Genomic DNA, 23,917 nt, shown 5'->3' on the forward strand with positions numbered 1-23,917 from the left:
TTAGACGGCCTCCGCGCAACCTCCGACACGGCAATGTCCATCGCGCCGTAAGGTTCGCATGGAGCGGGCCTGTCGCTTTCTCCGGCCGGTCGCGCGGTCTCACCCCCACTGCGAGCAAATATCGGCTTTGTCCGAAACCCTCGGTGGAATGACGGCGATTTCTCTGGCGGGGCTCAGAGCCCCGCCACAAGCTCGTCTTCCAGCCGCGTGCCGCCGAACCAGTTGAGCCGGTTGACGGTGACGAAGCCAGCATCGATCATGCTGTTCTCGTCGCCCTCGATAGAGGTATGCGGGCGTCCCCGCGGCACGATGATCACGGTGCGGTCGCCGTCCGTTTCCACGACTTCCGCCTTCGAGGCGATCTTGTCGCGGCCGATCACCGGCTGGCGCACGTCGGCCGGCAGCCGCGTCGGCAGGTTGACGCTCAGCCAATGGCCCTGCGCCGCCCATTGCGCGCGCTTGTCCCACAGCTTGCCGATGAAGGCCGAGAGCCACAATTCGCCCTCGTCCGTGATTTCGGGATTCTTGACCTGCGAGAAGCCGATGGCGGGAACGCCCCAGAAGGTCGCCTCGCGCGCGATGCCGAGCGTGCCCGAATAGGCGAGGTCTTCCGCCACGTTGCGCCCGTCATTGATGCCGGACAGGACGAGATCGGGCTTGCGGTCGTTCTCGAACAGCCAGGCGAAGGCGGCGACCACGCAATCGGCCGGGCGGCCGGAGCAGGCAAAGCGCCTGTCGCCGCGCTTTTCCATGGTCATCGGCTGGGCGATGGTCAGCGAAGGCCCCGCCGCCGTGTGCTTGCGGTCCGGCGCCACCACCCACACATCCTCGCTCACGCGGCGCGCGGCTTCTGTCAGGCGGGCGATGCCGGGTGCATCGATGCCGTCGTCGTTGGAAACCAGAATTCTCATCAAAATACCTCTTGTCCCACCACCAGCCTGTCGCCGGTGCGCCTGCCGCTTTGCAGCGCCGGAATATGTTCGCCCAGCCGGGCGATCTCGTCGGGCCCGCAGGAATGGCCGAGCACCGGGGGGCGGCCTGCGTGTTCCCAGATTTCGACATTGCCGGCGAGCGTCGGATGCGTCGGCATCCTGATCCAGTCGGCGCGTCCCTTCGCGTGCAGCTCAAAGCCCGGCGTACCGGCCGGCAGATGGCCGGAGAGCAGGATCGGAAACCCCTGCGCATCAGCCAGCGGAATGAGGCGCGAAGAGGGCCCTGCCCTGCCCATGCCGTCATCGGCCAGCAGCGGGCAGTCCGGCAGTGCCTCGCCGTCGTTCCAGTCGAGGGCGGCATCGATGCGAGCGCGCAGCAATTCGGGCAAGCCGGGCTTCAGCGCCTCGACCGCCTCGATCTGGGCCAGCAGGTGCGCGCGCATCGAGGCATGGATGGCGAAGCGGCCGGGCATCGCCGCCACCAGTTCCAGCGAGCGTCCCGAAAGCGGCGTCGGCAGAAGGCAGCCGCCGGCGCGTTCCGCGATCCATGCGGCGATCCGCTCGGCGCGCTCGCCACCCGAAACCGGATCCGCGCCATAGGAAGCGTCGAGCAGCAGCAGATCGCATTCGGGCATCCGATCCATGACGAAGACGGCGCTGTCCGGCACCACGTCGGCGCAGTAGACGACGCGGTTTGCCTCATCCTCCAGCGCAAACCACACGCCGCCCACCACATGGCCGGAGCGCCCGGTGGCGATGCGGAAGCCGGCGACATCCAGCACGTCGCCCGGCCTGAACAGCTCGATCCTGTCTGAGGGAAACGGATAAGCCTCGACAAGCGCCGTCTCGCCATAGGCAGCCAGCGTCGCCGGCGCCTCGTCGCGCGTTTCGGCGGTCATCAGGATGCGCCCGCGAAAGCCTTCTGAGAGCAGCCAGTTGAGAGCCCCGACATGATCCTCATGCGCATGCGAGATCAGCACGGCGTCGAGCCGGTCCACCGGCGTCAGCGGGCGCGGATAGTAGTCGCGGCCGGTGGCGCCCACCTTGATGCCGGCATCCAGCATCACGCGCTGTCCCTCGCGTCCCACCACGACGCTGGTGCGGCCCTTCTCGCCGAAGCCGCCTGCGAGTTCTACGTCCAGTGTCATGCGTATTGCCTATTCTCCGTCCCGTTCCCCGGAATCAGCCAGCCCGAAACGATGCGCAGCCGCAGCCGCGCGCCTTCCTCGAATCCCTCATGGCCGGGATATTCGAAGCTGATCAGCCGCTCCGGATCGGCGGCGGGCGCGAAGTCGATGCGCAACGCACCGCCCTTGTAGACCGCGCGGACGACCGTGCCGTCGATGCCGGGCTCGCCTTCGCCCGCGATTTCGAGATCGGGCGTGCGCACGCAGATGCTGGCGGCCGCGCGCGGTCCGTCGCCGGCGCGGCAGCGCACCGTCGCCTCCTGCCCCAGCACCTCCACACGCGCCTTTCCGCCCTCTTCGGCCGAAAGCACTTTTGCGGGAAGCACAATGCCCTGCGCGATGAACGAGGCGACCATTTCGCTCGCCGGCTCGGTGTAGAGTTCGCGCGGCGTGGCGAGCTGCGCCAGCCGGCCATGGTCCATCACCGCGATGCGGTCGGCCAGCGCCATGGCTTCCGACTGGTCATGGGTGATGTAGACGATGGTCGTGCCGGTGCGCTTGTGGAAGGCGGCGAACTCGTCTTCCATCGAGGCGCGCAGATGCACGTCCAGATTGGCCAACGGCTCGTCGAACAGCACCAGCGAGGGAGCGGCCACCAGGCAGCGCGCCAGCGCCACGCGCTGCCGCTGTCCGCCCGAGAGATTGGCAGGGCGGCGATCGGCAAGGCCGGTCAGGTCGACCAGCGCCAGCGCCTCGTCCACCTTGCGCTTCGCTTCGGCCTTGTCCACCTTGGCGACCTTCAGCGAATAGCCGACATTCTCCGCCACCGTCATGTGGGGCCACAGCGCGTAGTTCTGGAACACGATGCCGACGCGCCGCTTCTCCGGCGGAACGCTGCCGCCGGCATCGGAGACCGTCTTACCGCCGATGCGGATGTCGCCGCCGCTGACCTGCTCGAAGCCGGCCACCAGCCTGAGCAGCGTAGTCTTGCCGCAGCCCGAGGGGCCGAGCACGGCGAGGAACTCGCCGTCGCGCACGTCGATGGAGACATCCTTGACGGCGTCGAAATCGCCAAAGGTCTTGGTTACGTTGGAGAGCGTCAATCCCGCCATGGCAGAACTCCGTTGGGAAGGTAGGGGGCGAGCAGATTGGTGGCGAGCATCAGCCCGAAGGTGACGGCGACCGTGATGGCCGACATCGCCGCCGCATAGCTGGAATCGCCGCCCTGCTCGAACGAGAACATCACCACGCCGATGGTCTCCGAGCCGGAGGACCACAACAGCGCCGAGACCGTCAGTTCGCTGAGCGCGGTCATGAAGATAAGCAGGCCGCCGGCAAGGGCCGCCGGCGCGACCAGCGGGAAGACGATGGTGCGCAGCCGCGTGAACAGCCCTGCGCCCGCCACCTGCGCGGCCTCTTCCAGCGCCCGGTCGATCTGGTGATAGCCGCTCACCGTCGGCCTCAGCGCCAGCACGAGGAAGCGCGCGAGATAGGCGTAGAGAATGATCCAGACCGTGTTGTAGAGCTGGATGCCCGTGAACGGGATCGGCCGCAGGAACATCAGAAGTGCCGCGATCGCCAGCACCACGCCGGGCAGCGCATAGGGTAGCTCGATGGCGAGGTTCACGTAGCGGATCCACTTCTGCCTGCCCCAGGCGACCATGTAGCCCACCGGCACCGCAACCAGCACGGCGAACGCCGCCGCCGCGATGGACAGGGCGAAGGAGTTGAAGAAGGAGCGGTTCGCCGCCGCATGCTCGAACAGCACGAAACGGTAGTTGTCGAGCGTGGCCGTCGCCCAGCTCAGCGGAATGCCGTAGCCCGGAACCAGCGAGGTGAGCAGCAGGCCGAACATCGGCATCACGAGAATGAGCAGGATCAGGAGCCACATGCAGATCTCTACCGGCAGCCTCCAGCGGCCGAGCGGATAGGGATCGGCCGGCAGCGAGGTGGACGAGATGCGGTAGTCGCGGCGCCGACTCATCAGCTCCTGCCCGACGATGCCGGCCATGGCGATGACGCCGATCAGCACCGAAAGGAAGGCCGCCTCGCCCAGCACCGAGGGGCCGCCGCCGGCCAGCTTCTGGTAGATCAGCGTCGGCAGCACCAGATAGTTCGCTGGAATGCCGAGGAAGGCGGGGATGCCGAAATTACCCACGCAGGACACGAAGGCGAGTGCGGCGGCCGCCACGATGGAGGGGGTCATCAAAGGCAGCACGATGGTGCGCAGCACCGTGAACCAGCCCGCCCCGCCCGAGCGCGCCGCCTCGATCAGCTCGCGCGGCAGCTTGCGCAGGCCCGCGCGCACCAGCAGGAACACCAGCGGCCCGTATTGCACGCCGAGCAGCAGGATGATCCCCTCGGTCGAATAGAGCGGGTTGCGGGTGCCGATGGGCGGCGCCATGCCGATCATCTTGAGGAACGGGCTTGCCGGCCCGAACAGTTGCAGCCAGGCCAGCGCCGTCACCTGCGGCGCGATCATCAGCGGCATCACATAGCACAGCACCAGCATGGAGCGGCCGCGTATGTCGGTCAGCGTCACCAGCAGCGCCATGAAGGTGCCGAGCACCACGGCAAGCGCGGTGCCGCCGAAGCCGACCACCAGCGTGTTGACCGTGGCGGTCCATGTGGCGGGATTTGCAAGCCCCATGCGGATTGCCGTGTCGGAAAGCGTGCCACCCGGCGCCACGATCTCCTTGACGAGGCGCAGCATCGGCAGCAGCGAAAGCAGCACGATGACGATGGCAACCACCACCGTCAGGGCCATCTCCTGGCCCCGGCTTTCTTTTACAGGTGCGGACATTGTTGATTTCCCGGTAAGCCCTGAAGCATGTCACCCCAAACAGGAACCGATTTCAGGGGAACGACATGCGTAAGGATAAGGACTTAAAACACGTTGCCTGATTTCATTTGAACGCGACGCGCTTTAAGCGCCCGATAGATGGCGAATGGCGGATGGCCACCGCGATCGGACGGGGACCGGCAGGAATTTCCTCGCCGCCGGCCCCATCGCCCTGATGTCAGCCCCCGAACAGTTCGGAGAACTTCGCCTTGTCGGCTTCGGTGTTCTTGAGGATGGTGGGCAGGTCGAACGACATCACCTTGAACTCGACGCCCTCCGGCAGCCATTCAGGCCGGCCGACGGATGCCTTGGCAGGCAGGTAGCCCATGTCGAGCGCCAGCTTCTGGCCTTCATCGGACAGGATGAAGTCGACGAACGCCCTGGCGCCCTCGACATTCTTCGCCGTCTTCATGATGGCGACCGGCTCGGTCACCGCCGGCACGCCCTCGGACGGGAACACGAACTCGATCGGCGAGCCCTTGGCCTTGGCGTTCATAGCCATGAAGTCGACGAGGATGCCGTAGGGCTTCTCGCCGCTGGCCACCGACTTCAGCACCGCGCCGTTGCCGCGCACGGAAATGGTGTTGTTGTCCTTCAGCTTCTGGAAGAAGTCCCAGCCATAGTTGCTGTCGGCCACGAAGCCCGAGAGCAGATAGGCGGCGGCGCCCGAATAGAGCGGGCTCGGCATCACCAGCCCGTCCTTGTACTCGGGCTTGGCGAGATCGGCCCAGTGCTCGGGCTTCTGGGCGGCGGCGGTGTTGTAGGCGATGCCGGTGGTGATCAGCTTGGAGCCGAAATAGGTCTTGTCGGCATCCACGGCATCGGGCTCGATGCCATCAATCTTGGCTTCCGGATAGGCCAGCAGGCGGTCTTCGCCCTTGAGCAGTTCCATGCTCACCGCATCGGCAATGAGCAGCACGTCGGGCTGCGGGCTGCCGGCGGCAAATTCGGCCGCGAGCTTGGCCAGAATGTCGCTGGTGCCGGAGCGGTAGATGCTGACATCGGTGCCCGGATTGGCCTTCTTGAAGGCCTCGACGGTCTTTGTCGCGTCAGCCTCCGGCTGCGACGTGTAAAGTGTCAGCGTGTCGGCGCTGGCAGCGCCCGAAAAGAGCATTGCGGCAATCGCCACCTTGCTCGCGAGTAGTGAGACGAAACGCGTGTTCATGAGACCTCCTGATCGTCTTCTGTGCATGGCTTGCGGCTTCTTTGCCGACCAAGCCTGCTCCTCCCTGCACGGCGTATATGACCCATAGATGACAGCACGCCCGTTGTTCATATGCAATGTTCATTTGTTCCTTGTCAAACACAAATGAACACATGAACTGTGTCCTTGCCGACACAGTGCTTATCCACGATGTTAAAGCATGTCGCCCGAAAGTGGGAACCGGTTTCGGGGCAACGACAGGCGTGAAAGCAGGAGCTTGAAGTGCGGCGAGCGAATCTGAAGGATTGCGCAGCACTTCAGGTGCGAATCGGGAGAAACAGATGCAGCGATCGACGAACAGGAAGCAGGCCGCGCCGGTGCGCGAAGCGCCGCTCGTCTCCTCCGACATAAACGTCAAGACCGCATGGCTCTACTACGTCGAGGGTCTGACCCAGGAGCAGATCGCGGAAAAGCTGAACGTCAGCCGCGTCAAGGTCATGCGCACGCTGGCCGCTTGCACCGCCGAGGGCGTCGTCGTCACCACCATCAACGCCGGCACCGCCGCGCAGGTGGCGCTGGAGCGTGCGCTGGAAGAGCGTTTCGGCCTCGATGCGGCCGTGGTGGTGCCGACGCCGGAAGATGCCGCCCATCTGGAAAAGGCCATCGGCCATGCGGTCGCGCTCTATCTCGGCGAACAGATGCAGGACGGCATGACGCTCGCCATCGGCGGCGGCGCGACGCTGCACGCCAGCCTCGCCTATCTCGGCCGCCGGCAATTGCAGAATGCGTCCGTCATCGGCCTCGTCGGGGCCCTGCCCCATTCGCAATGGATCAACCCGTCCATCGTGGCGGCCAAGGTCGCCGACATTTTCGGCGTCGACAGCTACCAGATCACCGCGCCGGTCATGCTGCACGATCCGGCGCTGCGCGATCTTCTGTGGGCACAGCCCGAACTGCTGGACGTCCGCACCCGCGCCGCCAATGCCGACATCGCCCTTTTGACAGTGGGCGAGATTTCGCGCGACGCCACCATCTTCCGGCACGGGCTGGTGCCGTCTGCGCTCATCCCCTCGCTGCGGGCAAAGGGGGCAACGGCCAATGTCTTGTCCTATTTCATCGACGCGCAGGGAAAACTCGTTGATCACGAGGTCAACGACCGGGTGATGGCGATCGGCCTTGATGTGGTCAGCGCCATTCCCAACGTGGTTCTGGCCGCCGGCGGGCGCCACAAGATCGCCGCCATCCGCGCCGCCCTCAACGCCTTCGAAACCAATGTGCTGATCACCGACAGCGACACCGCGCAGGCGCTGACCGTGGCCGGCTGACGCTCCTGTTCAGATCAGCCCGCGCTCGCGCAGAAAATCGTCGAGGCCTGCATTGGTTACGTCCTCGAATTCGCGCACCGCGTCGTTCATGCGGCGGCGGTGGGTGACGAGCAGGGTCAGCACCTGCCGCATTTCCACGGAAATGCCGAAGCGCGCCCAGCGCTCGGCGATATGGGCTGGAAGCTGGAGATCGGTGCAGAAGGCATCGAGGCTTTCATAGCCGAGCTCCTGCACCAGCCGTGCCGTGTCCTCGCCCGAAAGCCGTTCCTCGAAAGCATGGTCGTGCAGGCGCTGCGCCACCAGCTTGATGTCGGCCGGCGAGGCGCTCATCACCTTGGAGACGATATTGCGGACGTCGGAGGGACCAAACGGAGGCATGTTGAATTTTCCCTGCTGCCGGGGCACCGGACCGGAACGCAAACAGCTTTCCGGTTCCCTGCCCGATCAACCTTCTGGAACAGCATTCCCCGCCCCCGGTGTTGACCGGGAGCAGAAAATTATCAGGCCGAATATAGGTCCTTTGCCAGGAAACACCAATGCCGGCTCAGACCACCAGACCCATCGGGTTTTCGACAAGGCGCTTGAAGGCGCCGATGAGTTCGGCACCCAGCGCTCCGTCCACCGCCCGGTGGTCGGTCGACAGCGTCACCGACATCACCGTCGCGACCTTCACCTCGCCATCCTTCACCACCGCCCGCTGCTCGCCCGCGCCGATCGCAAGGATCGTCGCATGCGGCGGGTTGATGACGGCGGCGAAGTCTTTGATCCCGAACATGCCGAGGTTCGACACTGCCGTGGTGCCGCCCTGATACTCTTCCGGCTTCAGCTTGCGGGTCCGGGCACGCGCCGCCAGATCCTTCATCTCTTTGGAGATCGACGACAGGCTCTTTTCCTCGGCCTTGCGCACGATCGGCGTGATCAGCCCGCCGGGAATGGAGACGGCAACGCCGACATCGGCGTGACGATGCTTGACCATCGCGCCCTCGGTCCACGACACGTTGGCGTCAGGCACTTCCTTCAACGCCAGTGCCAGCGCCTTGATGATCAGGTCGTTGACGGAGAGCTTGTAGGCCGGCTCCTCGCCCTTTTCCGTCTTCTTCACCGGAGCCGCGTCGTTGAGCTGCTTGCGCAGGCCAAGCAGCGCATCCAGCTCGCAATCCACCGTCAGGTAGAAATGCGGCACGGTCGACTTCGCCTCGACCAGCCGCCTGGCGATGGTCTTGCGCATATTGTCGTGCGGAATCAGCTCATAGGAGCCTTCCTCGAACAGTTTCAGCACGGCGTCGTCCGACATCGGCTTGACCGCGGGAGCAGCAGCGGCAGGTGCTGCGGTTGCAGGTGCGGCAGCAGCCTTCGCCCCGCCCCCGGCAATCGCGGCTTCCACGTCTGCCTTGACCACCCGCCCCTGCGGACCAGAACCCGAAATCCCGGACAGGTCGAGGCCGGCCTCGCGGGCCAGACGCCGTGCCAGCGGCGTGCCGCGGACCGCACCCGCCTGCACGGGCATGTCCCGTACGGCGGGCGCAGCCTGCGCAGGCCTGTCCTGGGAGGACGATCCAGCAGATGAAAATTCAGGCTTCTCAGCTTTGACTTCGGCAGCCGGGACAGCGGCAGCACCCGCATCCTCGCCCTCGGCATAGATCCACGCCACCGCATGGCCGACGGGAATGTCCACGCCTTCCTTGCCGGTGATGCTGCGCAGAATGCCGCTGGCCGGCGCGTCGATCTCCATCGAGGCCTTGTCGGTCTCGATCTCGAACAGCACGTCGCCCTGTTTGACAGCGTCGCCTTCCTTGAAGAACCAGCGCGAGATCTGGCCGGTCGCCATGTCCATGTCGACCTTGGGGAGGATGACTTCGACGGCCATGTCTCAGCGCACTCCCTTCGCGAGATCGCGGGCTGCTGCGATGATGCCCGGCACCTGCGGCACGGTGGCCTTTTCCAGCTCGGGATTGTAGGGGATCGGCGTCTCTGCCCCGCCAAGCCGCACGATCGGCGCGTCGAGATAGTCGAACGCCTCGCTCTCGGCGATCATGGCGCTGATCTCGGCCCCGATGCCAAGCGTCTTCACCGCCTCGTAGACGCACAGCAGACGCGAAGTCTTCTTCACGCTCGCAATCACCGTCTCGCGGTCGATCGGGCGGATGGTGCGCAGGTCAATCACCTCGATGTCGATGCCCTCGCCGGCCAGCGTTTCCGCCGCTTCCAGCGCCTTGTGCACCATGATCGAGGTGGCGACGATGGTGAGATCCCTGCCCTCGCGGCGCACTTCGGCCTTGCCGATCGGCACCGTGTAATGGCCCTCCGGCACCGGGCCCTTCATCTTGTAGAGCAACTTGTGCTCGAAGATCATCACCGGGTCGGGGTCGGCCACGGCCGCCAGCAGCATGCCCTTCACGTCATGCGGGGTCGCCGGCTGGATCACCTTGAGGCCCGGCACATGCGCCAGCCATGCCTCGAGGCTCTGACTGTGCTGGGCCGCGGCCCCCGTGCCCGAACCCGCAGGAAAGCGCATGACGACCGGAACCGAGACCTCGCCGCCCAGCATGAAGCGCATCTTGGCGGCCTGGTTGACGATCTGCTCCATGCCGAGCGTAGCGAAATCGGAGAACTGGAACTCGAAGATCGGACGTAGGCCGGTCACCGCCGCGCCAACGGCGACGCCCGCGCCGCCGAGTTCGGAGATCGGCGTGTCCATCACCCGGTCGGTGCCGAAGCGCTCGACCAGATCGCCGGTCACCTGAAACGCGCCGCCATAGACGCCGATGTCCTCGCCCATGAGAATGACGCGCTCATCGGCCTCCATGGCGATGGCCATGGCTTCCTGAATGGCCTGCGAGTAGCTCAGTTCGCGCACAGCCGCATCCATCACGCCACCTCTTCCGTATAGACAAACTGGGCAAGGTCGGAAATCTCGGGCATCGGGCCTTCCTTGGCGTACTCGATGCCTTCGGCGATCTCGCGCGCCACATCCTCGCGGATCGCCTCGATGCCGTGATCGTCGATCACGCCGAATTCCTTCAGCTCACTCTCGAACAGGGTGATCGGATCGCGGTTGGTCATCCAGTCCTCGATCTCTTCCTTGGTGCGATAGCGGTTGCGGTCGCTCTTGGAATGGCCGCGATAGCGGTAGGTCTTGGATTCGATCAGCGTCGGCCCCTCGCCGGCCCGCGCCCGCTCGATTGCCGCGTGGGAGGCTTCCGCCACTTCCGAGAAGTTGTTGCCGTCGACGATCACGCCCGGCATCGAATAAGCGGCGGCGCGGTCGGCGATATTGGCCACGGCGGTCGAGCGCGCCGTGGAGGTCGACATGCCGTAGCCGTTGTTCTCGCACACGAAGATCACCGGCAGCTTCCAGATCGACGCCATGTTGAGCGATTCATGGAACGCGCCCTCATTGTTGGCGCCGTCGCCGAAGAAGGAGACGACGACCTTGCCGTTGCCGAGACGCTTGGCCGACAGCGCCGCACCCACGGCGATCGGAATGCCACCCGCGACGATGCCGTTCGCACCCAGATTGCCCTTGCTGACGTCGGCGATGTGCATGGAGCCGCCACGGCCCTTGCAGTAGCCGGTCGTCTTGCCGAAGAACTCCGCGAACATCTTCTTCACGTCCGCGCCCTTGGCGATGGAGTGGCCGTGGCCGCGGTGCGTGGAGGTGATCTGATCGTCGTCGGTCAGCGGCATGCAGATGCCCATGGCGCTCGCCTCCTGCCCGATGGACAGGTGCATGGTGCCGTGGATCAGGCCGCGCATGTAGCTGTCTTCCGCGCCCTCTTCAAAGCGGCGGATCAGGTACATCTTGCGCAGCACGTCCCTGAGCTGGTCGTGGCTGTACCGGGTGTAGGCGAAGGGCAGGTTCGTCTGCCCCGCCGCCTTGTTCGCTGTGGCCATATTCAGGCTCCTTAACCGTAAACGAGCTTGTCCTGCCGGGCGCGCAGTTCGGCGATCTTCGATCCCGGTGCCGGCGCGGCGTTGGCATAGGTGATCAGTTCACCCTTTTTGATCGGCGCGGTCACCGAGCCGCCCTGCAGCAGGCCGCAGGGAATGGCTTTGGCGGCGCGCGCTTCCGGCGCCGTCATGATCCAGGCGCGGTAGCAATATTCGCCGATGGCATCGAGCTTTTCGCCCGGCTGCATGTCCTTCTTGGCGACGGCACAGACCTCGGCGACGGGCTTGGCCAGCGGCACCATGTCGGCCTTGCCGTAAAGCACGACGCGGGCGCAGGTCAGCGGCACTTCGAGCGAGGTCAGGTGATAGGGGCGATGGAAGGTGAAATACGGACCCTTGCCCATCTTCAGGTCTTCCATGCGCTCCGAAATGCGCGGATGCGACATGTCGGCGACGACGAACACGCCCGGCGCAACGCCCTTGCCGATGGAATAATCCACCACGCCGACCTTCGAGAGCACGCCGCCATCCTTTTCCGGGACCAGCACGCTGGAAAGCTGGTCCAGCGTGGCGGCGGGACCGTGCATGCCGGGCTTGTCGGGCACCAGACCGGTGGCGTTGGCGATCGCCGCCATCTCGACCATGGTCTTGGAGCCGTCGACGAACTCGACCAGCATGCGCACATTCATGTTGCGGCGGTGCGCTTCCTCCTCATAGGCGGGCGGCGTCGCATCGATGTTGAGCGGATTGTTCTTGCCCTTGCCGGCGGCGACGATCGGATGGCCCATGGCCGAAACGAATTCGATCAGCTCCATGCAGGAAGACGGCTCGTCGCCCGCGCCCAGCGAATAGGTGACGCCAAGGCGATCGGCTTCGCTCTTCAGGTAAGCGCCAATGGTCACGTCGGCCTCGACATTCATCATCACCAGATGCTTGCCGTGCTCCATGGCGCGCAAGCCGATCTCGGCCCCCACGGCCGGAACGCCGGTGGCATCGATGACCACATCGATCAGATCGTTGCCAAGCACCAGATCGGCATCATCCGTCACCGCGATCTTGCCGGCTTCCATGGCTGCGGTCATGTCGGAAGCGGTGCCGACCTCGCGGGAATGCCCCTTTTCCCGATAGGCGATATCGACCGCCTTGTGGGCGTTGGGCATGTTGAGCTCGGAGATCGCACCGATCTCCACGCCGGCCATATGCGCCACGCGGGTGACGATATCAGTGCCCATCTCGCCGGAGCCGATGAGGCCGATGCGTATAGGCTTGCCCGAAGCTGCGCGCTCCTGAAGATCCCGCGCCAGACCGGTCGGGGAGATGTTGATGCCCATTTCGTGAATCCTCCGTAGTTGAACCATCAATAATGAACATGTGTCTTTCAATCAAGTCGAATGTTCATTGCCTGCATAATAGCACCCATTCGCCGCGGCTTCGCGGCGACAGAATGTGGATGGCAGCAGGGAATGTGAAATAACAACGCATGTCGCCCGAAAGTGGGAACCGGTTTCGGGATAACGACATGCGCAAAAACAAGAATTTAAAGCGTGAGGAGCGAATCTGGAAGATCGCGACACGCTTTAGCCGTTCAGAGCAATCCGAACCGGTATTCAGTGATCTGGCAATAGGTTTCGCCGGGTCTCAGCACGGCATCGGCGAAACCCGGATGGTTGACGGCATCGGGAAAGCGCTGCGGCTCTAGGCACAGCCCGCCATGGCGCACGCCTTGCACACCGCCGCGCAGCCTTTCGCGCACCGGCAGATTGCCGCCGTCATAGAATTGCAGGCCGGGCTCGGTGGTCAGCACGTCCATCGCGATGCCGGAACGCACCGCTTCCAGCCGGGCGGCGAAGGCCGGTGCCTCGCGCGCCTGCCGCGCCAGCACGAAATTATGATCGTAGCCCTCATAAGGCTCGCCTTCACGACAGACCGGCCGCAGCCCGCGAAAATCGAATCGGCTGCCGGCCACCGCACGGATTTCGCCGGTCGGGATGTTGTCGGCATCCACCGGCGTGTAGGCATCCGCCGCTATGCGCAGCCTGTGGTCCAGCGCACTGCCGCCGCCGTCGAGGTTGAAGTAGGCATGGGCCGCGAGGTTGACCAGCGTTTCGCGTTCCGTGCGCGCTTCCAGCTCGATCACCAGCCGGCCGGGCTCCACCCGGTAGAAGCAGCTTGCATGCACCTCGCCGGGATAACCCTGATCGCCATCAGGCGACACCAGCGAAAGAAGCAAGCAATCGGCGGAGTGCCGCTCCACGGTCCAGTCGCGGACGCCAAAGCCCTCCGTCCCGCCATGCAGATGGGTGCGGCCATGTTCGTTGAGATCGAGCTGGTGATCCCTGCCCCCGACATGCGCCCGACCCCCAGCGATACGGTTGGCGCAGCGCCCGACAACGGCGCCGAAGAATGCGCCATGCGTCCGGTAGGCGCCGAGATCGTCGAAGCCGAGCACGACATTCACCGGACCGTACCGTCCGGGCACAATCAGTTCCGTCAGCGAGGCCCCAAAAGAAATGACGCCGGCGGTGATGCCGCCGGCGCCAATCCTGATCACGTCATGGCGATCTTCCATCATCGGGCCCCCCTGTGCGCCACATCATTGCACCGCCAGTGTAGCCGCAACAGAGCCGCCATGCAGCCTGCGTTCAGACGGCCGGCCGGGCGCGATGGCCCGACCGGCGTCCCGCGATCACTTCTTGGGAGTGATCTTGCTGATCCGGTCGTTTGCCGGATTGTCTTCACCCTGCGCCTTGTTGACGGCGAAAATGTCACCCTTGTCGTCGACCGCGACGTGGTTGGCGAACGGCGCATTTTCGAGGTTGGCGACGATGTTGCCGTCCGTATCGACGACCGTAACCGTGCCGGCGCCGCGATTGCTGACATAAGCGTGCTTTGACACCGGATCGAAGGCGACGTTGAGCGCGCCGGCGCCCACCAGAACATTGTGCAGCGTCTCGCCGCTGTCGGCGTCCACGATCAGCAGATTATCGCTGCCCTGCGAAGCCACGAAAACACGCTTCGTCGCGCCGTCATAGGCAACGCCGATCGCACCGCGCGAACCCTTGATCGGGATCACCTTGTCCACCTCGCCGCTGGCGGCGTCGATGATCGCCACCTCGTCGGTGGACATGCTGACGGTGAACAGCTTGCCGGAATCGGCGTCGAACTTGAGGCTGCCGACCGAGAAGTTCTGGCCGCGCTTGCCGCTCTTGATCTCGATCGCGCCGGCAGGCTCAAGGGTCTTGGTGTCGAACACCACCACGGTTGGCGAACCGGAGGCGGTTGCATAGGCCTTGCCGCCCTTCTCGTCCACGACCACGTCGCGGGCATGCGCAGCAGCGCCCGGCTCGAACTGCTTGACCAGCGAAAGATCGGACTGCTTGTAGACGGCAACCGTGTTCTGGCGGGTGTTGGTCACCCAAACAGTGTCGTTGGCGTCATCCACGGCAACGCCATAGACGGCATAAAGGCCGCCTTCCTTGCCATCCTCGCGCGCCGGCGCTTCGCCGGGCGAGACCTGCGCCACGATCTCAAGCGTCTCCGGGTTCACCTTGACCAGAGCAGACGCCTTGACCGGCGGACGGCCAACGGCGGAGGTCACGAACACGGCGTCATTCTTGGCGCTGTAAGCGCTCTGATAGAGGCCGGGCACGAGCTTGTTGTCCTTGACCTCGAACTTGTCGGCACCCGACAGCGGCACCTGCGGCGAAACCTTCAGTTCCACGATCTCGGCGTGGTAGGGCGCGGCAGTGGTCAGCACCAGCGGATGGGTACCGACGGCAGCGTCCTCGGGCAGCTTGAAGGTCACCTCGAACTTGCCTTCCTGATCGGCGGTGAGAGGACCTTCACCCAGAACCTGCGCCCCGCGCAGGAAGGTCACCGACTGGCCGGGCTTGAAGTCCTGGCCCGAAACCTTGATCTCCGAGCCCGAATAGATCGGTTTGCCCTGCTCGACGGCCGAAGCGCGCACGCGGCCCTGATAATCGGAATCCGGCGCATCGAAGGCAACCTGCGCCAGCGCCGTGCCAAGGCTGAGCGCCAGCGCGCCGGCGGCAATGATGAAGCGCAACCCCGCAGCGGACCGGTTTCGGGAAACGAAGGATGAAGTGCCGTGCATGGAAATGCCTTCCTGTCAGTTGAGGCCGCTGCAAGCAGCGGTCATTGGGAGAACGGGTTCGTTCTACATAACATGATAATGCGGCTCAAGTTATATTTGCTCAGCCGCGCAAAGTTGCGCCACCATCCACATAAAGATCGCTCATGGTGATGTGACCGGCGCGGTCGGAGAGCAGGAACACCACCGCTTCGGCCACATCCACGGGTGTCGCCAGCTTGCCCAGCGGAATGCCGCTCTTGAAGGTTTCAAGCGACCCTGCGATGACCTTTTGCGCACCGCTTTCGTCGGCCCACATGCCGGTCTGCATCGGCGTCAGCGTCGAGCCGGGCGCCACGATGTTGCAGCGTATGCCGAACGGCGCCAGTTCCAGCCCGAGGCAGCGGGTGAACATGGTGGCCGCCGCCTTGGAGGCCGCATAGGCGGCCATGGCGTGACGCGGAATGCCGGCGGCATTGGAGCTGACCGTCACCAGCGCGCCACGCCGCCTCTCCCTCATGCGCCGGGACAAGGCCCGCATCACATGGAACACGCCGTCGCTGTTGACGGCAAAGACATTGCGCCATGTCTCGTCCGAGGTCTCGGTCACAAGATCGGTGGCGAGGATGCCGGCCACGCTGACACCCAGATCGATCGGCCCGGCCGCGCGCTCATGCGCCATCACCAGCGCTTCCACGGCGGAAGAATCGCGGACATCGAGCGCCGCGCGCCGCACCTTGTCTTCAGGCAGATCAGCCAACGCCTCAAGCGCCGCCGCATCGAAGTCGGTCGCCAGCACGCTTGCGCCCTCCTCCACCAGAAGCCGCACCACCTCGACGCCAATGCCGCCGCCGGCACCCGTCACCAGCGCGGTCTTTCCCTCAAGTCCGGTCGGGCGCATGGCAAAAACTCCTTCAGTCGTGTTCGGCAAGCCGGCGGTCCAGCTCCGGCGCGATCAGCGCCGATGCCGCCGGCGCGGTCAGTTGCGGATGCAGGAACGGCACCTCGACGCAATCGAGCGCCGCTGCATGCGCCAGCCACAGCTCCGGCCTGAGGTCCGGCCTGTCCTTGTGGTCGAGCCCGGCCCGCACATGCATCACCGTGCCCTCGTAGCGGCCATGATAATGGGTGCGCACCAGCCGGTTGGTGTCGAGCACCACCCGAACTACGCCGTCCAGCGCCGTTCCCGGCAAATTGCCGAGCGGGCTGTCGCCTTCGCGCAGGAAGGCGATGATGGCCGCGCGCGTCTTCAGGTCGGGATGGGCGTTCGGATCATATCCGGCGATCGCCAGCAGCGCGCGCAGCGCCGCCGCCTCGTCCGGCTCCGGCTCGGCCCGCCAGCATTCGGCCGGATAGGAGTCGAGCATCGCCACCACGCCGACCTTTTTTCCGCGCGCTTGCAGATGCACGGCCATGGCATGGGCGATGATGCCGCCCACCGACCATCCGGCCAGATGATACGGCCCCTGCGGATAAAGCCCCGCGATCCTCTCGGCATAATCGGCGGCCAGCGCGTCGAGGCTGTCCGGCAGCGGATGCTCCGGATCGATGGAAGGCGATTGCAGCCCGTAGACCGTGCGCCCGGCTCCCAGCGACCGCGTCAGCGTGCGATAACCCCATGAAAGTCCGCCCGCCGGATGAACGATGAACAGCGGCGGCCTGCCTTCATCGCCAACACGCAGCCGGATCAACGGCTCCAGCCCGCTGTCATGCACCCGGTCGGCATCGATGGAAGCGGCGAGCGTCGCGATGGTCGGGTGCTCGAACAGAACGCCCAGTCCCGGATCGAAGCCGAACCGTTCCTGCACCCGCAACAAGAGATGCACGGCCAGCAGCGAGTCGCCACCGAGATTGAAGAAATCCGCATCCGGGTCCGGCAGCGCTTCAAGCCCCAGCACATCGGCCACAAGCTGGCACAGTGCCGCCTCGGTCGGCGTCGCCGGCGCGCGTGCCGCCGCCACCTCGAAATTCGGCACGGGCAGCGCCTTGCGGTCCAGCTTGCCATTGGCGTTGACCGGCATCGCCTGTAGCTCGACCACCGCCGAAGGCATCATGTAATCCGCAAGCCGTGCCGCCATATGCCGGCGCAGCCGCTCCACCTCATAGCCCTCGCCCGGCACCACATAGGCAACGATCCGCTTGTCGCCCGGCCGGTCCTCGCGCACGATCACCGCCGCATCGCTCACCAGACCGGAACCGGCAATCGCCGCCTCGATCTCGCCAAGCTCGATGCGCAGGCCCCTGATCTTCACCTGATGATCGGAGCGCCCGAGATAGACGACCGCGCCGTCTTCCCTCAGCCGCACCAGGTCGCCGGTCATGTACATGCGCTCGCCCGGCCTGAACGGATCGGCCACGAAGCGTTCTTCCGTAAGATCCGGCCGCCCGAGATAACAACGCGCAAGCTGCACGCCGGCAAGATAGAGATGACCGGCGACGCCGGGCGGCAACGGCCGCAGCCGCTCGTCCAGCACGTAAAGCCGCGTGTTCCACACCGGAAACCCGATCGGCACCGGCGAAGACGTATCGTCCAGCCCGGCCGGCCAGTAGCTGACGTCCACCGCCGCCTCGGTCGGCCCGTAGAGATTGTGCAACTCGCCGGCAATGCGCTGATGGAAGCGGTCGCGATGGTCGGCGGTCAGTTCCTCGCCACTGCAGAATGTGCGCGCAACACTCAGCCCTTGCGAGGCAGGCGCAGCCAGAAAGGCCGAGAGCATTGACGGCACGAAATGCAGCGTAGTGATGCCGTGCCGGCGCACCAGTGCCGCAATCGCCGCCGGATCGCGATGCGCGCCGGGCGGCGCCACAACCAGCCGCGCGCCGCACAGGAACGGGAGAAAGAACTCCCACACCGAGACGTCGAAGGTGGCCGGCGTCTTTTGCAGGAAGCGGTCATCGGCCGTGAAGCCATAATGCGTGCGCATCCATTCCAGCCGGTTGAAGATGGCGCGATGCTCAATGACGACGCCCTTCGGGTCGCCGGTCGAGCCCGAGGTGTAGATGACATAAGCCATATCGCCGGGCTCAACCTCCGGCAACGCGACCTCGCCCGGCTCCTGCGGCCAGTCGGCCGGGGCCAGCACCTGCGCCCCCGCAAAAGCCTCGTTGCCCGGCTCAGCCAGAATGCACACAGGCTCCGCCGCCGCCACGATCCGCGCAAGCCGCTGTGGCGGATTGTCGAGGTCGAGCGGCAGATAGGCGGCACCGGCCCGCAAACTCGCGATCAGCGCGATCACCAGTTCAGCCGAGCGCGGCAGCGCCACGGCCACGATCCGGTCGCGCCCTGCCCCACACTTCACCAGTTCGCCCGCAAGCGCCGCCGTGCGCCGGTCAAGCTCGGCATAGCTGAGTGTCGTGTCGCCGAACACCAGCGCCGGCGCATCCGGCGTCTGGCGCATCTGCGCCTCGATCAGCGCAGTCAGCGTCGTGTCCGGCACGGTATGGTCGGTCCGGTTCGCCTCCACCAGATAGCGCTCGACATCTGCATCGCAGGCGGTCGGCACGTCGGCAAGTGTGGCCGCCTGCATCGCCTTTTCGAGGAAGGCCGCCAGCCGCCGCGAATGCGCTCCTGTCGCTTCCGCCGAATAGAGCGCCGGATTGGAATCGACCTCCATCAGAAGGGCGCTGACCGCATCACCCCGGAAGGTGAAGGTGATGTCGTCCACCGCGCCGGCACCCAGAATGTTCAGCGTTACGTCCAGCCCCGGCATGGTCGGCGGCAGGTCGAAGGGCTGCATGTTGATCAGCGGGCCATAGAGCCGGCGCTGTCCGCCGACGAGCCCCAGATCACGGCGCAACTGCTCGGAGCGGTAGCGTCCGTGCCGACGCGCGCGCATCATCTGCTTGGACACCTCGACAAGATAATCGCCCGTCGCCTGCGTCTCGTCGGGCGCGACGCGCAGCGGCAGAACGTTCATCAGCATGCAGGGCACGCGCGCCGCGACATTCCCCAGCCTGCCCATATAGGGCACGCCGACAACGATCTCCTGCGTTCCCGCGAAACGCCGGCAGTAAGCGGCCACCAGCGCCGTCAGCGCATCCGGCCACGTCACTTTCGCTTCGGAAGCAAAGGCTTGCAGCCGTTCCATGAATCTTGGTGGCAGGTAGAGGCTTTCCCGGTGGAAGCTCGAACCGGAGGTGGCGCGCCCCGGCGCCATGCCGGTCACCGGCTCCAGTCCGGCCATCGCCTCGTGCCAGAACGCGCGGTCCGCCACGCGCTTTTCCGAGTGCGCATAGGCGCGGTCATCGTCCAGCGCCACCTGCAACGGCGGAAAATTCACCGCCGGCTCCGTGCCCTTCATCAGGCATAAATAGCGTTCCGCCACCCGATTGGTGACCAGCACCATGCCGAAACCGTCGATGGCGAGATGATGAATGCGCTCGTAGAAGAAATGCCGCTCATCCGACAGCCGATAGAGCCGAAAGGCCGCGATCCGGTCTCGGGCGAGGTCCACCGGCGTGTTCGTATCCGCCTCGATCGCTGCGAGTGCCTCCGCCGCCGGATCGTCCGCCCCCGAAACGTCGATGACTTCGAGGAGCGGCCGCCGCGCCGGATCGGCCACCTGCACCGGCCCGTCAGGGTGGTCCTCGAAGCGCAGCGACAGCGCCTCCGCCTCTTCGACGGTCGCATCCACAGCCTTGCGGAAGGCGTCCACGTCGAGCGGCCCGACGATATCCAGATATTGCCCGGTGTTGAGGATCGGATTGGCCGGGTCGATGCGCTGCGTGTACCACAGGCCCTTCTGTGCCTCGGTCAGCGGCGCGCCTGTCCCTGAAGTGGCGGCAGGCGGCTTCGCATCCATGTCTATGCCCCGCCGCCCGTGCCCGCCCGCTTCGCCTCGACCGCCTCCCACCAGCCGGCCAGCGTGAAGCGATCGGCCAGTTCGGCGAATTCGAGGTCGAGCCCGTCTTCCTGCCATTTCAGGATGAGGTTGAGCAGGCGCATGGAATCGATGCCGAGATCCATCAGATTGTCCTCAAGCCCGATCTCCTCCGGGTCCTCGTGGATCATGCCTGCAATGTCGGCGCGCATGCGCTCCAGCGTGATGGCCATATGAGCCTCCGTCAGACCAAAGCGGCGATGAGCTGGTCGGTGCCTGCAACGACGCCACAGCGTCCCGCCACCCACTCCAGCGCCAGATCGTGCTTTTCGCGTGAGAAATCGGCCAGCGCGTCGGCTGCAAAAAACGCCTCGATGTCGCGCTGGAAGGCTTCCGCCGCCGTCATCATGCAACCGATATGGGCATAGATGCCGGTGACGATGAGCTGGTCGCGGCCGCGCACCCGCATCAGCGTCTCCAGATTGGAGCGCTGGAAGGCACTGTAGCGGTGCTTGACCAGCACGAAATCTCCCGTCTCAGGCGCAAGCGGCGCGATGATCGCCTGATCCGTCTCGGCCGAGCCCATGCCCGGCCCCCAGATGTCGGCCTGCAAGCCGCGGTCGCGCCGGTCCTGATCGCCGTTCTGGGCGGTGTAGAAAACCGGAATGCCCTTCTGCCGGCAATGCGCCGCGAGCCGTGCGATATTCGCGGTCGCGGGGCCGAGCGGTGAAGCATCCGCCACGAAGGGCCGCACGAAATAGTTCTGCATGTCGTGGATCAGCAGCGCCGCGCGGCCGGTCTCGACCTGCCAAGGTCCGCGCGAAGCGGGAAGCTCCGCCGCCGACGGCAAATCATATGGCTGTATGGTTGGAAGCCCCATGGCGTCACCCCTTCTCCGCTTCGGCGTCGAGGAACGCCTGCCGCAGCCGCGCGCGCAGTTCCTTGCGGCTGATCTTGCCCACCGCCGTGGTCTCGAACGCGTCCACGAACTGGATCTGGTCCGGCACCTTGAACTCGGCCACGTTGCGGGTGCGCATCCACGCCTTGATCGCCGCGCCCTTCGGCTTCTCGCCCTGCGGGATGATGAAGGCACAGCTGCGCTCGCCCAGAAATTCGTCCGGGATCGACACCACTGCCGCATCGAATACGTTCGGATGCGCCAGAAGATGGTCCTCGATCTCTTCCGCCGAAACCTTTTCGCCGGCCCGGTTGATGTGGTCGGTCGCCCTTCCCTGCACCACGAGATAGCCTTGCGGAGTCCGCTTCACGACGTCGCCGGTGCGGTAGAAACCGTCTTCGGTGAAGGAGCGCGCATTGGCGCCCGGCTCGTTGTGATAGGCGCGGATCGTATAGGGCCCGCGAGTCAGCAGATTGCCGGCCCCGCCTTCCGCAACGGGATTGCCCGCATCGTCGACGATCAGCACCTCGTCGTCCGGGCTGATCGGCCGTCCCTGCGTTTCCACCACGATCTCATCGGGATCGTCGAGGCGCGTATAGTTCACCAGCCCTTCGGCCATGCCGAACACCTGCTGGAGCTGGCAGCCAAGTGTGGCGCGCACGCGGCGCGCGGCTTCCGGCATGAATTTCGCCCCGCCCACCTGCAGCACCTTCAGGCTGGACAGATCGTGCTTCGCATTCGCTGCCGCCTGCATCCACAACAGCGCCAGCGGCGGCACCAGCCCGGTGATTGTCACCTTTTCCTGCGCAATCAGCGCGAACGCCGTCTGCGCGTCGGGCGAAGGGCACATCACAATGCGGCTGCCGGCGTAAAGCGCGCCCATCACGCCCGGCGAACTCATCGGGAAATTATGCGCCACCGGCAATGCCGCCATGTAGACGCTGTTCTCGTCCAGCCCGCAGATCTCGGCGCTCGCCCGGAACGAATAGATATAGTCGTCATGGGTGCGCGGAATGAGCTTCGACAGCCCCGTGCTGCCGCCCGAAATCTGCAGGAAGGCGACAGCGCAAGGCAAAGGATCGCCCGGCAGCAGCGTCGGATCGGCGGTAAAATCCTCGAAGCGCGCAAACTCCTCCGCCTCGCCCAGCACCACCACATGGCGAAGCATCGGCGCCAGCGCCTTCACCTCGCGCGCAAGGGCGCGATAGTCGAAACCATCGCCCCTGTCGGCCACCACATAGCCGGCGGCTTCGGCCTTCCCGGCGAAATGCACGATCTCGGTGCGGCGGTGCGCCGGCAGTGCGTAGACCGGGATCAGCCCGGCATAAAACAGGCCGAACACCACCGACAGAAACTCCGGCCGGTTGCCGATCTGCACGATCACCCGCTCGCCGGGCTTGAGCCCGAGCTTCAGGAAACCGGCGGCGGCCGTTTCGGCACGGGCATGCAGTTCGCCATAGCTCCAGCGCTGATCGCTGCCCACCACAGCTATGCGGTCGGGAAAGGCGGCGGCGCGCTCGCGCAGCATCTTGGGAAAAGTTTCGCCGCGCCAATAGCCCTTGTCGCGGTAGCGCCGGGCGAATTCCTCCGGCCATGTCTGGCTGACTTCACTCATGCCGCATGCTCTCGCAGGGGTCGGCCGTGCTCGTCAATACCGAGTGCGGAAAGCAGCGCCACGAATTTGGCCGACGTCTCGTCCGTCTCGCCGACAGGATCGGAGCCCGCGACGATGCCCGCCCCGGCATAGAGCGTCGCGTGCCTGCCAGCCAGCCGCGCCGAGCGGATCGAGACATACCATTCGCCGTCGCCCGCCTCGTCGGCCCAGCCGACTGCGCCCGCATAGAAGCCGCGGTCATAGCCTTCGAGTTGGCCAATCACCTCGGCGGAGCGCTCGCGCGGCAGGCCGCACACGGCCGGCGTCGGGTGAAGCACGGATGCGAGTTCCGCCACCGGCGTGTCCGCATCCTTCAGCGTGCCGACGATGCGCGTGCCCAGATGCCACATGGAAGCGGTCGAGCGCAGCGTCGTGCCTTCCGGCGCATTCAGCTCGCGGCAATAGGGCGACAGCGCGTCGAACACGGCATCGACCACCGCCTGATGCTCGCGCCGGTCCTTTTCCGATGTCTCCAGCGCGGCGGCGGAAGCGCGATCCGCAGCAGGGTCGGCATAACGCCGCGCCGAGCCGGCCAGCGGATGCGAGACCACCTCGCTTCCCTTGCGCGACACCAGCAGTTCCGGCGTCGCTCCCACCAGCAGCGGGCGCGCACCATCCGCCGCGGCGGGCAGAAGAGTGGAAAAGGCGGTGATGCTCGGGTCCCGGGCCAGCGCCGCCAGCAGGCGGGCAGCATCGAACTCATGCGTTGAAGCCAGCTCAAGACTGCGCGACAGCACAACCTTGGTGAGCGGGTCGGGCTCACCCGCCGACCCGGCAATCAGCTTCAGCGCGGCCGCAACGGCTTCGCCATAGGCAAAAGGCGCCGGAACCGGCGTGATGGCGCAGCGCACTGCATCCGGCAGCGCCATGCGCTTGCCTGCACCGCCCCTGTCATCGGCAGCATCGGCACAGATTTGCGGCTGGAAAAGATAATCCGCCTGCGAACGGTCAAACGGCAGGGCACCCATAACCACACGCGGGCCGCCCCGGTTTTCCGCGAAAAACGCGGCCACCCGCGCCGACAGGCTGTCGATCGCACCGCGCTCGACTTCCGCGCGCAGCCCCTGCCCGGTCACGCTGCGCGCACTGCCCTGCAGGCGGAACACCTCATCCACCCGCTGCGCGGAAGCGAAATTTGAACTTTCATTTCCCGACGACAAGACCAGCACCTGAGTTTTGTTTATCGCCGCCTTG

General features: G+C 65.5%; 19 protein-coding genes. 1 reads left to right on the plus strand and 18 read right to left on the minus strand.

Annotated elements, in window-relative coordinates; translation table 11 throughout:
- Nucleotides 1–173: 173 nt before the first annotated feature.
- The 5 genes from MIC97_RS05475 to MIC97_RS05495 form a co-directional block, all read right to left on the minus strand.
- Entirely contained in the window at nucleotides 174–911 is a 738-nt protein-coding gene (locus MIC97_RS05475) for a 5'/3'-nucleotidase SurE (RefSeq protein ID WP_239799183.1), read from the minus strand.
- On the minus strand, nucleotides 911–2,080 hold the full coding sequence (locus MIC97_RS05480) for an MBL fold metallo-hydrolase (RefSeq protein WP_345773537.1): 1,170 nt from the start codon (nucleotides 2,078–2,080) through the stop codon (nucleotides 911–913). Before MIC97_RS05480 ends, MIC97_RS05475 begins: the two co-directional genes overlap by 1 nt.
- Nucleotides 2,077–3,171: an ABC transporter ATP-binding protein gene (locus MIC97_RS05485; RefSeq protein WP_239799184.1), complete on the minus strand. Its 1,095-nt coding sequence runs from the start codon at nucleotides 3,169–3,171 to the stop codon at nucleotides 2,077–2,079. Before MIC97_RS05485 ends, MIC97_RS05480 begins: the two co-directional genes overlap by 4 nt.
- A complete protein-coding gene (locus MIC97_RS05490; protein ID WP_239799185.1) occupies nucleotides 3,159–4,862 on the minus strand; it encodes an iron ABC transporter permease in 1,704 nt (567 codons plus the stop codon). The genes MIC97_RS05485 and MIC97_RS05490 overlap by 13 nt, the downstream gene beginning before the upstream one ends.
- Nucleotides 4,863–5,079: 217 nt before the next feature.
- Nucleotides 5,080–6,066, minus strand: coding sequence for an ABC transporter substrate-binding protein (locus tag MIC97_RS05495; protein WP_239799186.1), 987 nt, complete (start codon nucleotides 6,064–6,066; stop codon nucleotides 5,080–5,082).
- 320 nt (nucleotides 6,067–6,386) lie between these two features.
- On the opposite strand from MIC97_RS05495, the gene MIC97_RS05500 reads away from it, so the two are divergent.
- Nucleotides 6,387–7,370: a sugar-binding transcriptional regulator gene (locus MIC97_RS05500; RefSeq protein ID WP_239799187.1), complete on the plus strand. Its 984-nt coding sequence runs from the start codon at nucleotides 6,387–6,389 to the stop codon at nucleotides 7,368–7,370.
- 9 nt (nucleotides 7,371–7,379) lie between these two features.
- On the opposite strand, the gene MIC97_RS05505 is transcribed toward MIC97_RS05500, so the two are convergent.
- The 13 genes from MIC97_RS05505 to MIC97_RS05565 all read right to left on the minus strand — a co-directional run bounded on the left by MIC97_RS05505 (nucleotide 7,380) and on the right by MIC97_RS05565 (nucleotide 23,883).
- Nucleotides 7,380–7,748, minus strand: a complete 369-nt coding sequence (locus MIC97_RS05505) for a hypothetical protein (RefSeq protein ID WP_239799188.1) — start codon at nucleotides 7,746–7,748, stop codon at nucleotides 7,380–7,382.
- 166 nt (nucleotides 7,749–7,914) lie between these two features.
- A complete protein-coding gene (locus tag MIC97_RS05510) occupies nucleotides 7,915–9,237 on the minus strand; it encodes a pyruvate dehydrogenase complex dihydrolipoamide acetyltransferase (protein WP_239799189.1) in 1,323 nt (440 codons plus the stop codon).
- A 3-nt stretch (nucleotides 9,238–9,240) separates the two neighbouring features.
- Nucleotides 9,241–10,239, minus strand: coding sequence for an alpha-ketoacid dehydrogenase subunit beta (locus tag MIC97_RS05515; RefSeq protein ID WP_239801043.1), 999 nt, complete (start codon nucleotides 10,237–10,239; stop codon nucleotides 9,241–9,243).
- Nucleotides 10,239–11,264 (minus strand): thiamine pyrophosphate-dependent dehydrogenase E1 component subunit alpha, encoded by a 1,026-nt coding sequence (locus tag MIC97_RS05520; RefSeq protein WP_239799190.1) that lies wholly within the window; start codon nucleotides 11,262–11,264, stop codon nucleotides 10,239–10,241. Before MIC97_RS05520 ends, MIC97_RS05515 begins: the two co-directional genes overlap by 1 nt.
- Before the next feature lie 11 nt (nucleotides 11,265–11,275).
- Nucleotides 11,276–12,592 (minus strand): NAD(P)H-dependent oxidoreductase, encoded by a 1,317-nt coding sequence (locus MIC97_RS05525; RefSeq protein ID WP_239799191.1) that lies wholly within the window; start codon nucleotides 12,590–12,592, stop codon nucleotides 11,276–11,278.
- A gap of 254 nt (nucleotides 12,593–12,846) precedes the next feature.
- Nucleotides 12,847–13,833: an aldose epimerase family protein gene (locus MIC97_RS05530; protein ID WP_239799192.1), complete on the minus strand. Its 987-nt coding sequence runs from the start codon at nucleotides 13,831–13,833 to the stop codon at nucleotides 12,847–12,849.
- 114 nt (nucleotides 13,834–13,947) lie between these two features.
- On the minus strand, nucleotides 13,948–15,375 hold the full coding sequence (locus tag MIC97_RS05535; RefSeq protein WP_239799193.1) for a YncE family protein: 1,428 nt from the start codon (nucleotides 15,373–15,375) through the stop codon (nucleotides 13,948–13,950).
- Between the two features lie 100 nt (nucleotides 15,376–15,475).
- The gene (locus tag MIC97_RS05540) at nucleotides 15,476–16,252 is read right to left on the minus strand and encodes a 2,3-dihydro-2,3-dihydroxybenzoate dehydrogenase (protein WP_239799194.1); all 777 of its coding nucleotides are present in this window, start codon (nucleotides 16,250–16,252) and stop codon (nucleotides 15,476–15,478) included.
- A gap of 13 nt (nucleotides 16,253–16,265) precedes the next feature.
- Nucleotides 16,266–20,153 (minus strand): amino acid adenylation domain-containing protein, encoded by a 3,888-nt coding sequence (locus tag MIC97_RS05545; RefSeq protein WP_239799195.1) that lies wholly within the window; start codon nucleotides 20,151–20,153, stop codon nucleotides 16,266–16,268.
- 2 nt (nucleotides 20,154–20,155) lie between these two features.
- Nucleotides 20,156–20,404 carry a phosphopantetheine-binding protein gene (locus MIC97_RS05550; RefSeq protein ID WP_239799196.1) on the minus strand — a complete coding sequence of 83 codons (249 nt, stop codon included), beginning with the start codon at nucleotides 20,402–20,404 and terminating at the stop codon, nucleotides 20,156–20,158.
- Nucleotides 20,405–20,415: 11 nt separating this feature from the next.
- Nucleotides 20,416–21,051: an isochorismatase family protein gene (locus tag MIC97_RS05555; protein WP_239799197.1), complete on the minus strand. Its 636-nt coding sequence runs from the start codon at nucleotides 21,049–21,051 to the stop codon at nucleotides 20,416–20,418.
- Between the two features lie 4 nt (nucleotides 21,052–21,055).
- Nucleotides 21,056–22,684, minus strand: a complete 1,629-nt coding sequence (locus MIC97_RS05560; protein WP_239799198.1) for a (2,3-dihydroxybenzoyl)adenylate synthase — start codon at nucleotides 22,682–22,684, stop codon at nucleotides 21,056–21,058.
- The gene (locus MIC97_RS05565; protein ID WP_239799199.1) at nucleotides 22,681–23,883 is read right to left on the minus strand and encodes an isochorismate synthase; all 1,203 of its coding nucleotides are present in this window, start codon (nucleotides 23,881–23,883) and stop codon (nucleotides 22,681–22,683) included. Before MIC97_RS05565 ends, MIC97_RS05560 begins: the two co-directional genes overlap by 4 nt.
- Nucleotides 23,884–23,917 lie beyond the last annotated feature (34 nt).

Source organism: Aquamicrobium sp. NLF2-7, assembly GCF_022359935.1.
GTDB classification, from domain to species: domain Bacteria; phylum Pseudomonadota; class Alphaproteobacteria; order Rhizobiales; family Rhizobiaceae; genus Mesorhizobium; species Mesorhizobium lusatiense.

Excerpts from the sequence above, each read along its gene's own strand:
- MIC97_RS05475 (WP_239799183.1), bottom strand. The coding sequence starts at position 911 with ATGAGAATTCTGGTTTCCAACGACGACGGCATCGATGCACCCGGCATC.
- MIC97_RS05480 (WP_345773537.1), bottom strand. The coding sequence starts at position 2,080 with ATGACACTGGACGTAGAACTCGCAGGCGGCTTCGGCGAGAAGGGCCGC.
- MIC97_RS05485 (WP_239799184.1), bottom strand. The coding sequence starts at position 3,171 with ATGGCGGGATTGACGCTCTCCAACGTAACCAAGACCTTTGGCGATTTC.
- MIC97_RS05490 (WP_239799185.1), bottom strand. The coding sequence starts at position 4,862 with ATGTCCGCACCTGTAAAAGAAAGCCGGGGCCAGGAGATGGCCCTGACG.
- MIC97_RS05495 (WP_239799186.1), bottom strand. The coding sequence starts at position 6,066 with ATGAACACGCGTTTCGTCTCACTACTCGCGAGCAAGGTGGCGATTGCC.
- MIC97_RS05500 (WP_239799187.1), top strand. The coding sequence starts at position 6,387 with ATGCAGCGATCGACGAACAGGAAGCAGGCCGCGCCGGTGCGCGAAGCG.
- MIC97_RS05505 (WP_239799188.1), bottom strand. The coding sequence starts at position 7,748 with ATGCCTCCGTTTGGTCCCTCCGACGTCCGCAATATCGTCTCCAAGGTG.
- MIC97_RS05510 (WP_239799189.1), bottom strand. The coding sequence starts at position 9,237 with ATGGCCGTCGAAGTCATCCTCCCCAAGGTCGACATGGACATGGCGACC.
- MIC97_RS05515 (WP_239801043.1), bottom strand. The coding sequence starts at position 10,239 with ATGGATGCGGCTGTGCGCGAACTGAGCTACTCGCAGGCCATTCAGGAA.
- MIC97_RS05520 (WP_239799190.1), bottom strand. The coding sequence starts at position 11,264 with ATGGCCACAGCGAACAAGGCGGCGGGGCAGACGAACCTGCCCTTCGCC.
- MIC97_RS05525 (WP_239799191.1), bottom strand. The coding sequence starts at position 12,592 with ATGGGCATCAACATCTCCCCGACCGGTCTGGCGCGGGATCTTCAGGAG.
- MIC97_RS05530 (WP_239799192.1), bottom strand. The coding sequence starts at position 13,833 with ATGATGGAAGATCGCCATGACGTGATCAGGATTGGCGCCGGCGGCATC.
- MIC97_RS05535 (WP_239799193.1), bottom strand. The coding sequence starts at position 15,375 with ATGCACGGCACTTCATCCTTCGTTTCCCGAAACCGGTCCGCTGCGGGG.
- MIC97_RS05540 (WP_239799194.1), bottom strand. The coding sequence starts at position 16,252 with ATGCGCCCGACCGGACTTGAGGGAAAGACCGCGCTGGTGACGGGTGCC.
- MIC97_RS05545 (WP_239799195.1), bottom strand. The coding sequence starts at position 20,153 with ATGGATGCGAAGCCGCCTGCCGCCACTTCAGGGACAGGCGCGCCGCTG.
- MIC97_RS05550 (WP_239799196.1), bottom strand. The coding sequence starts at position 20,404 with ATGGCCATCACGCTGGAGCGCATGCGCGCCGACATTGCAGGCATGATC.
- MIC97_RS05555 (WP_239799197.1), bottom strand. The coding sequence starts at position 21,051 with ATGGGGCTTCCAACCATACAGCCATATGATTTGCCGTCGGCGGCGGAG.
- MIC97_RS05560 (WP_239799198.1), bottom strand. The coding sequence starts at position 22,684 with ATGAGTGAAGTCAGCCAGACATGGCCGGAGGAATTCGCCCGGCGCTAC.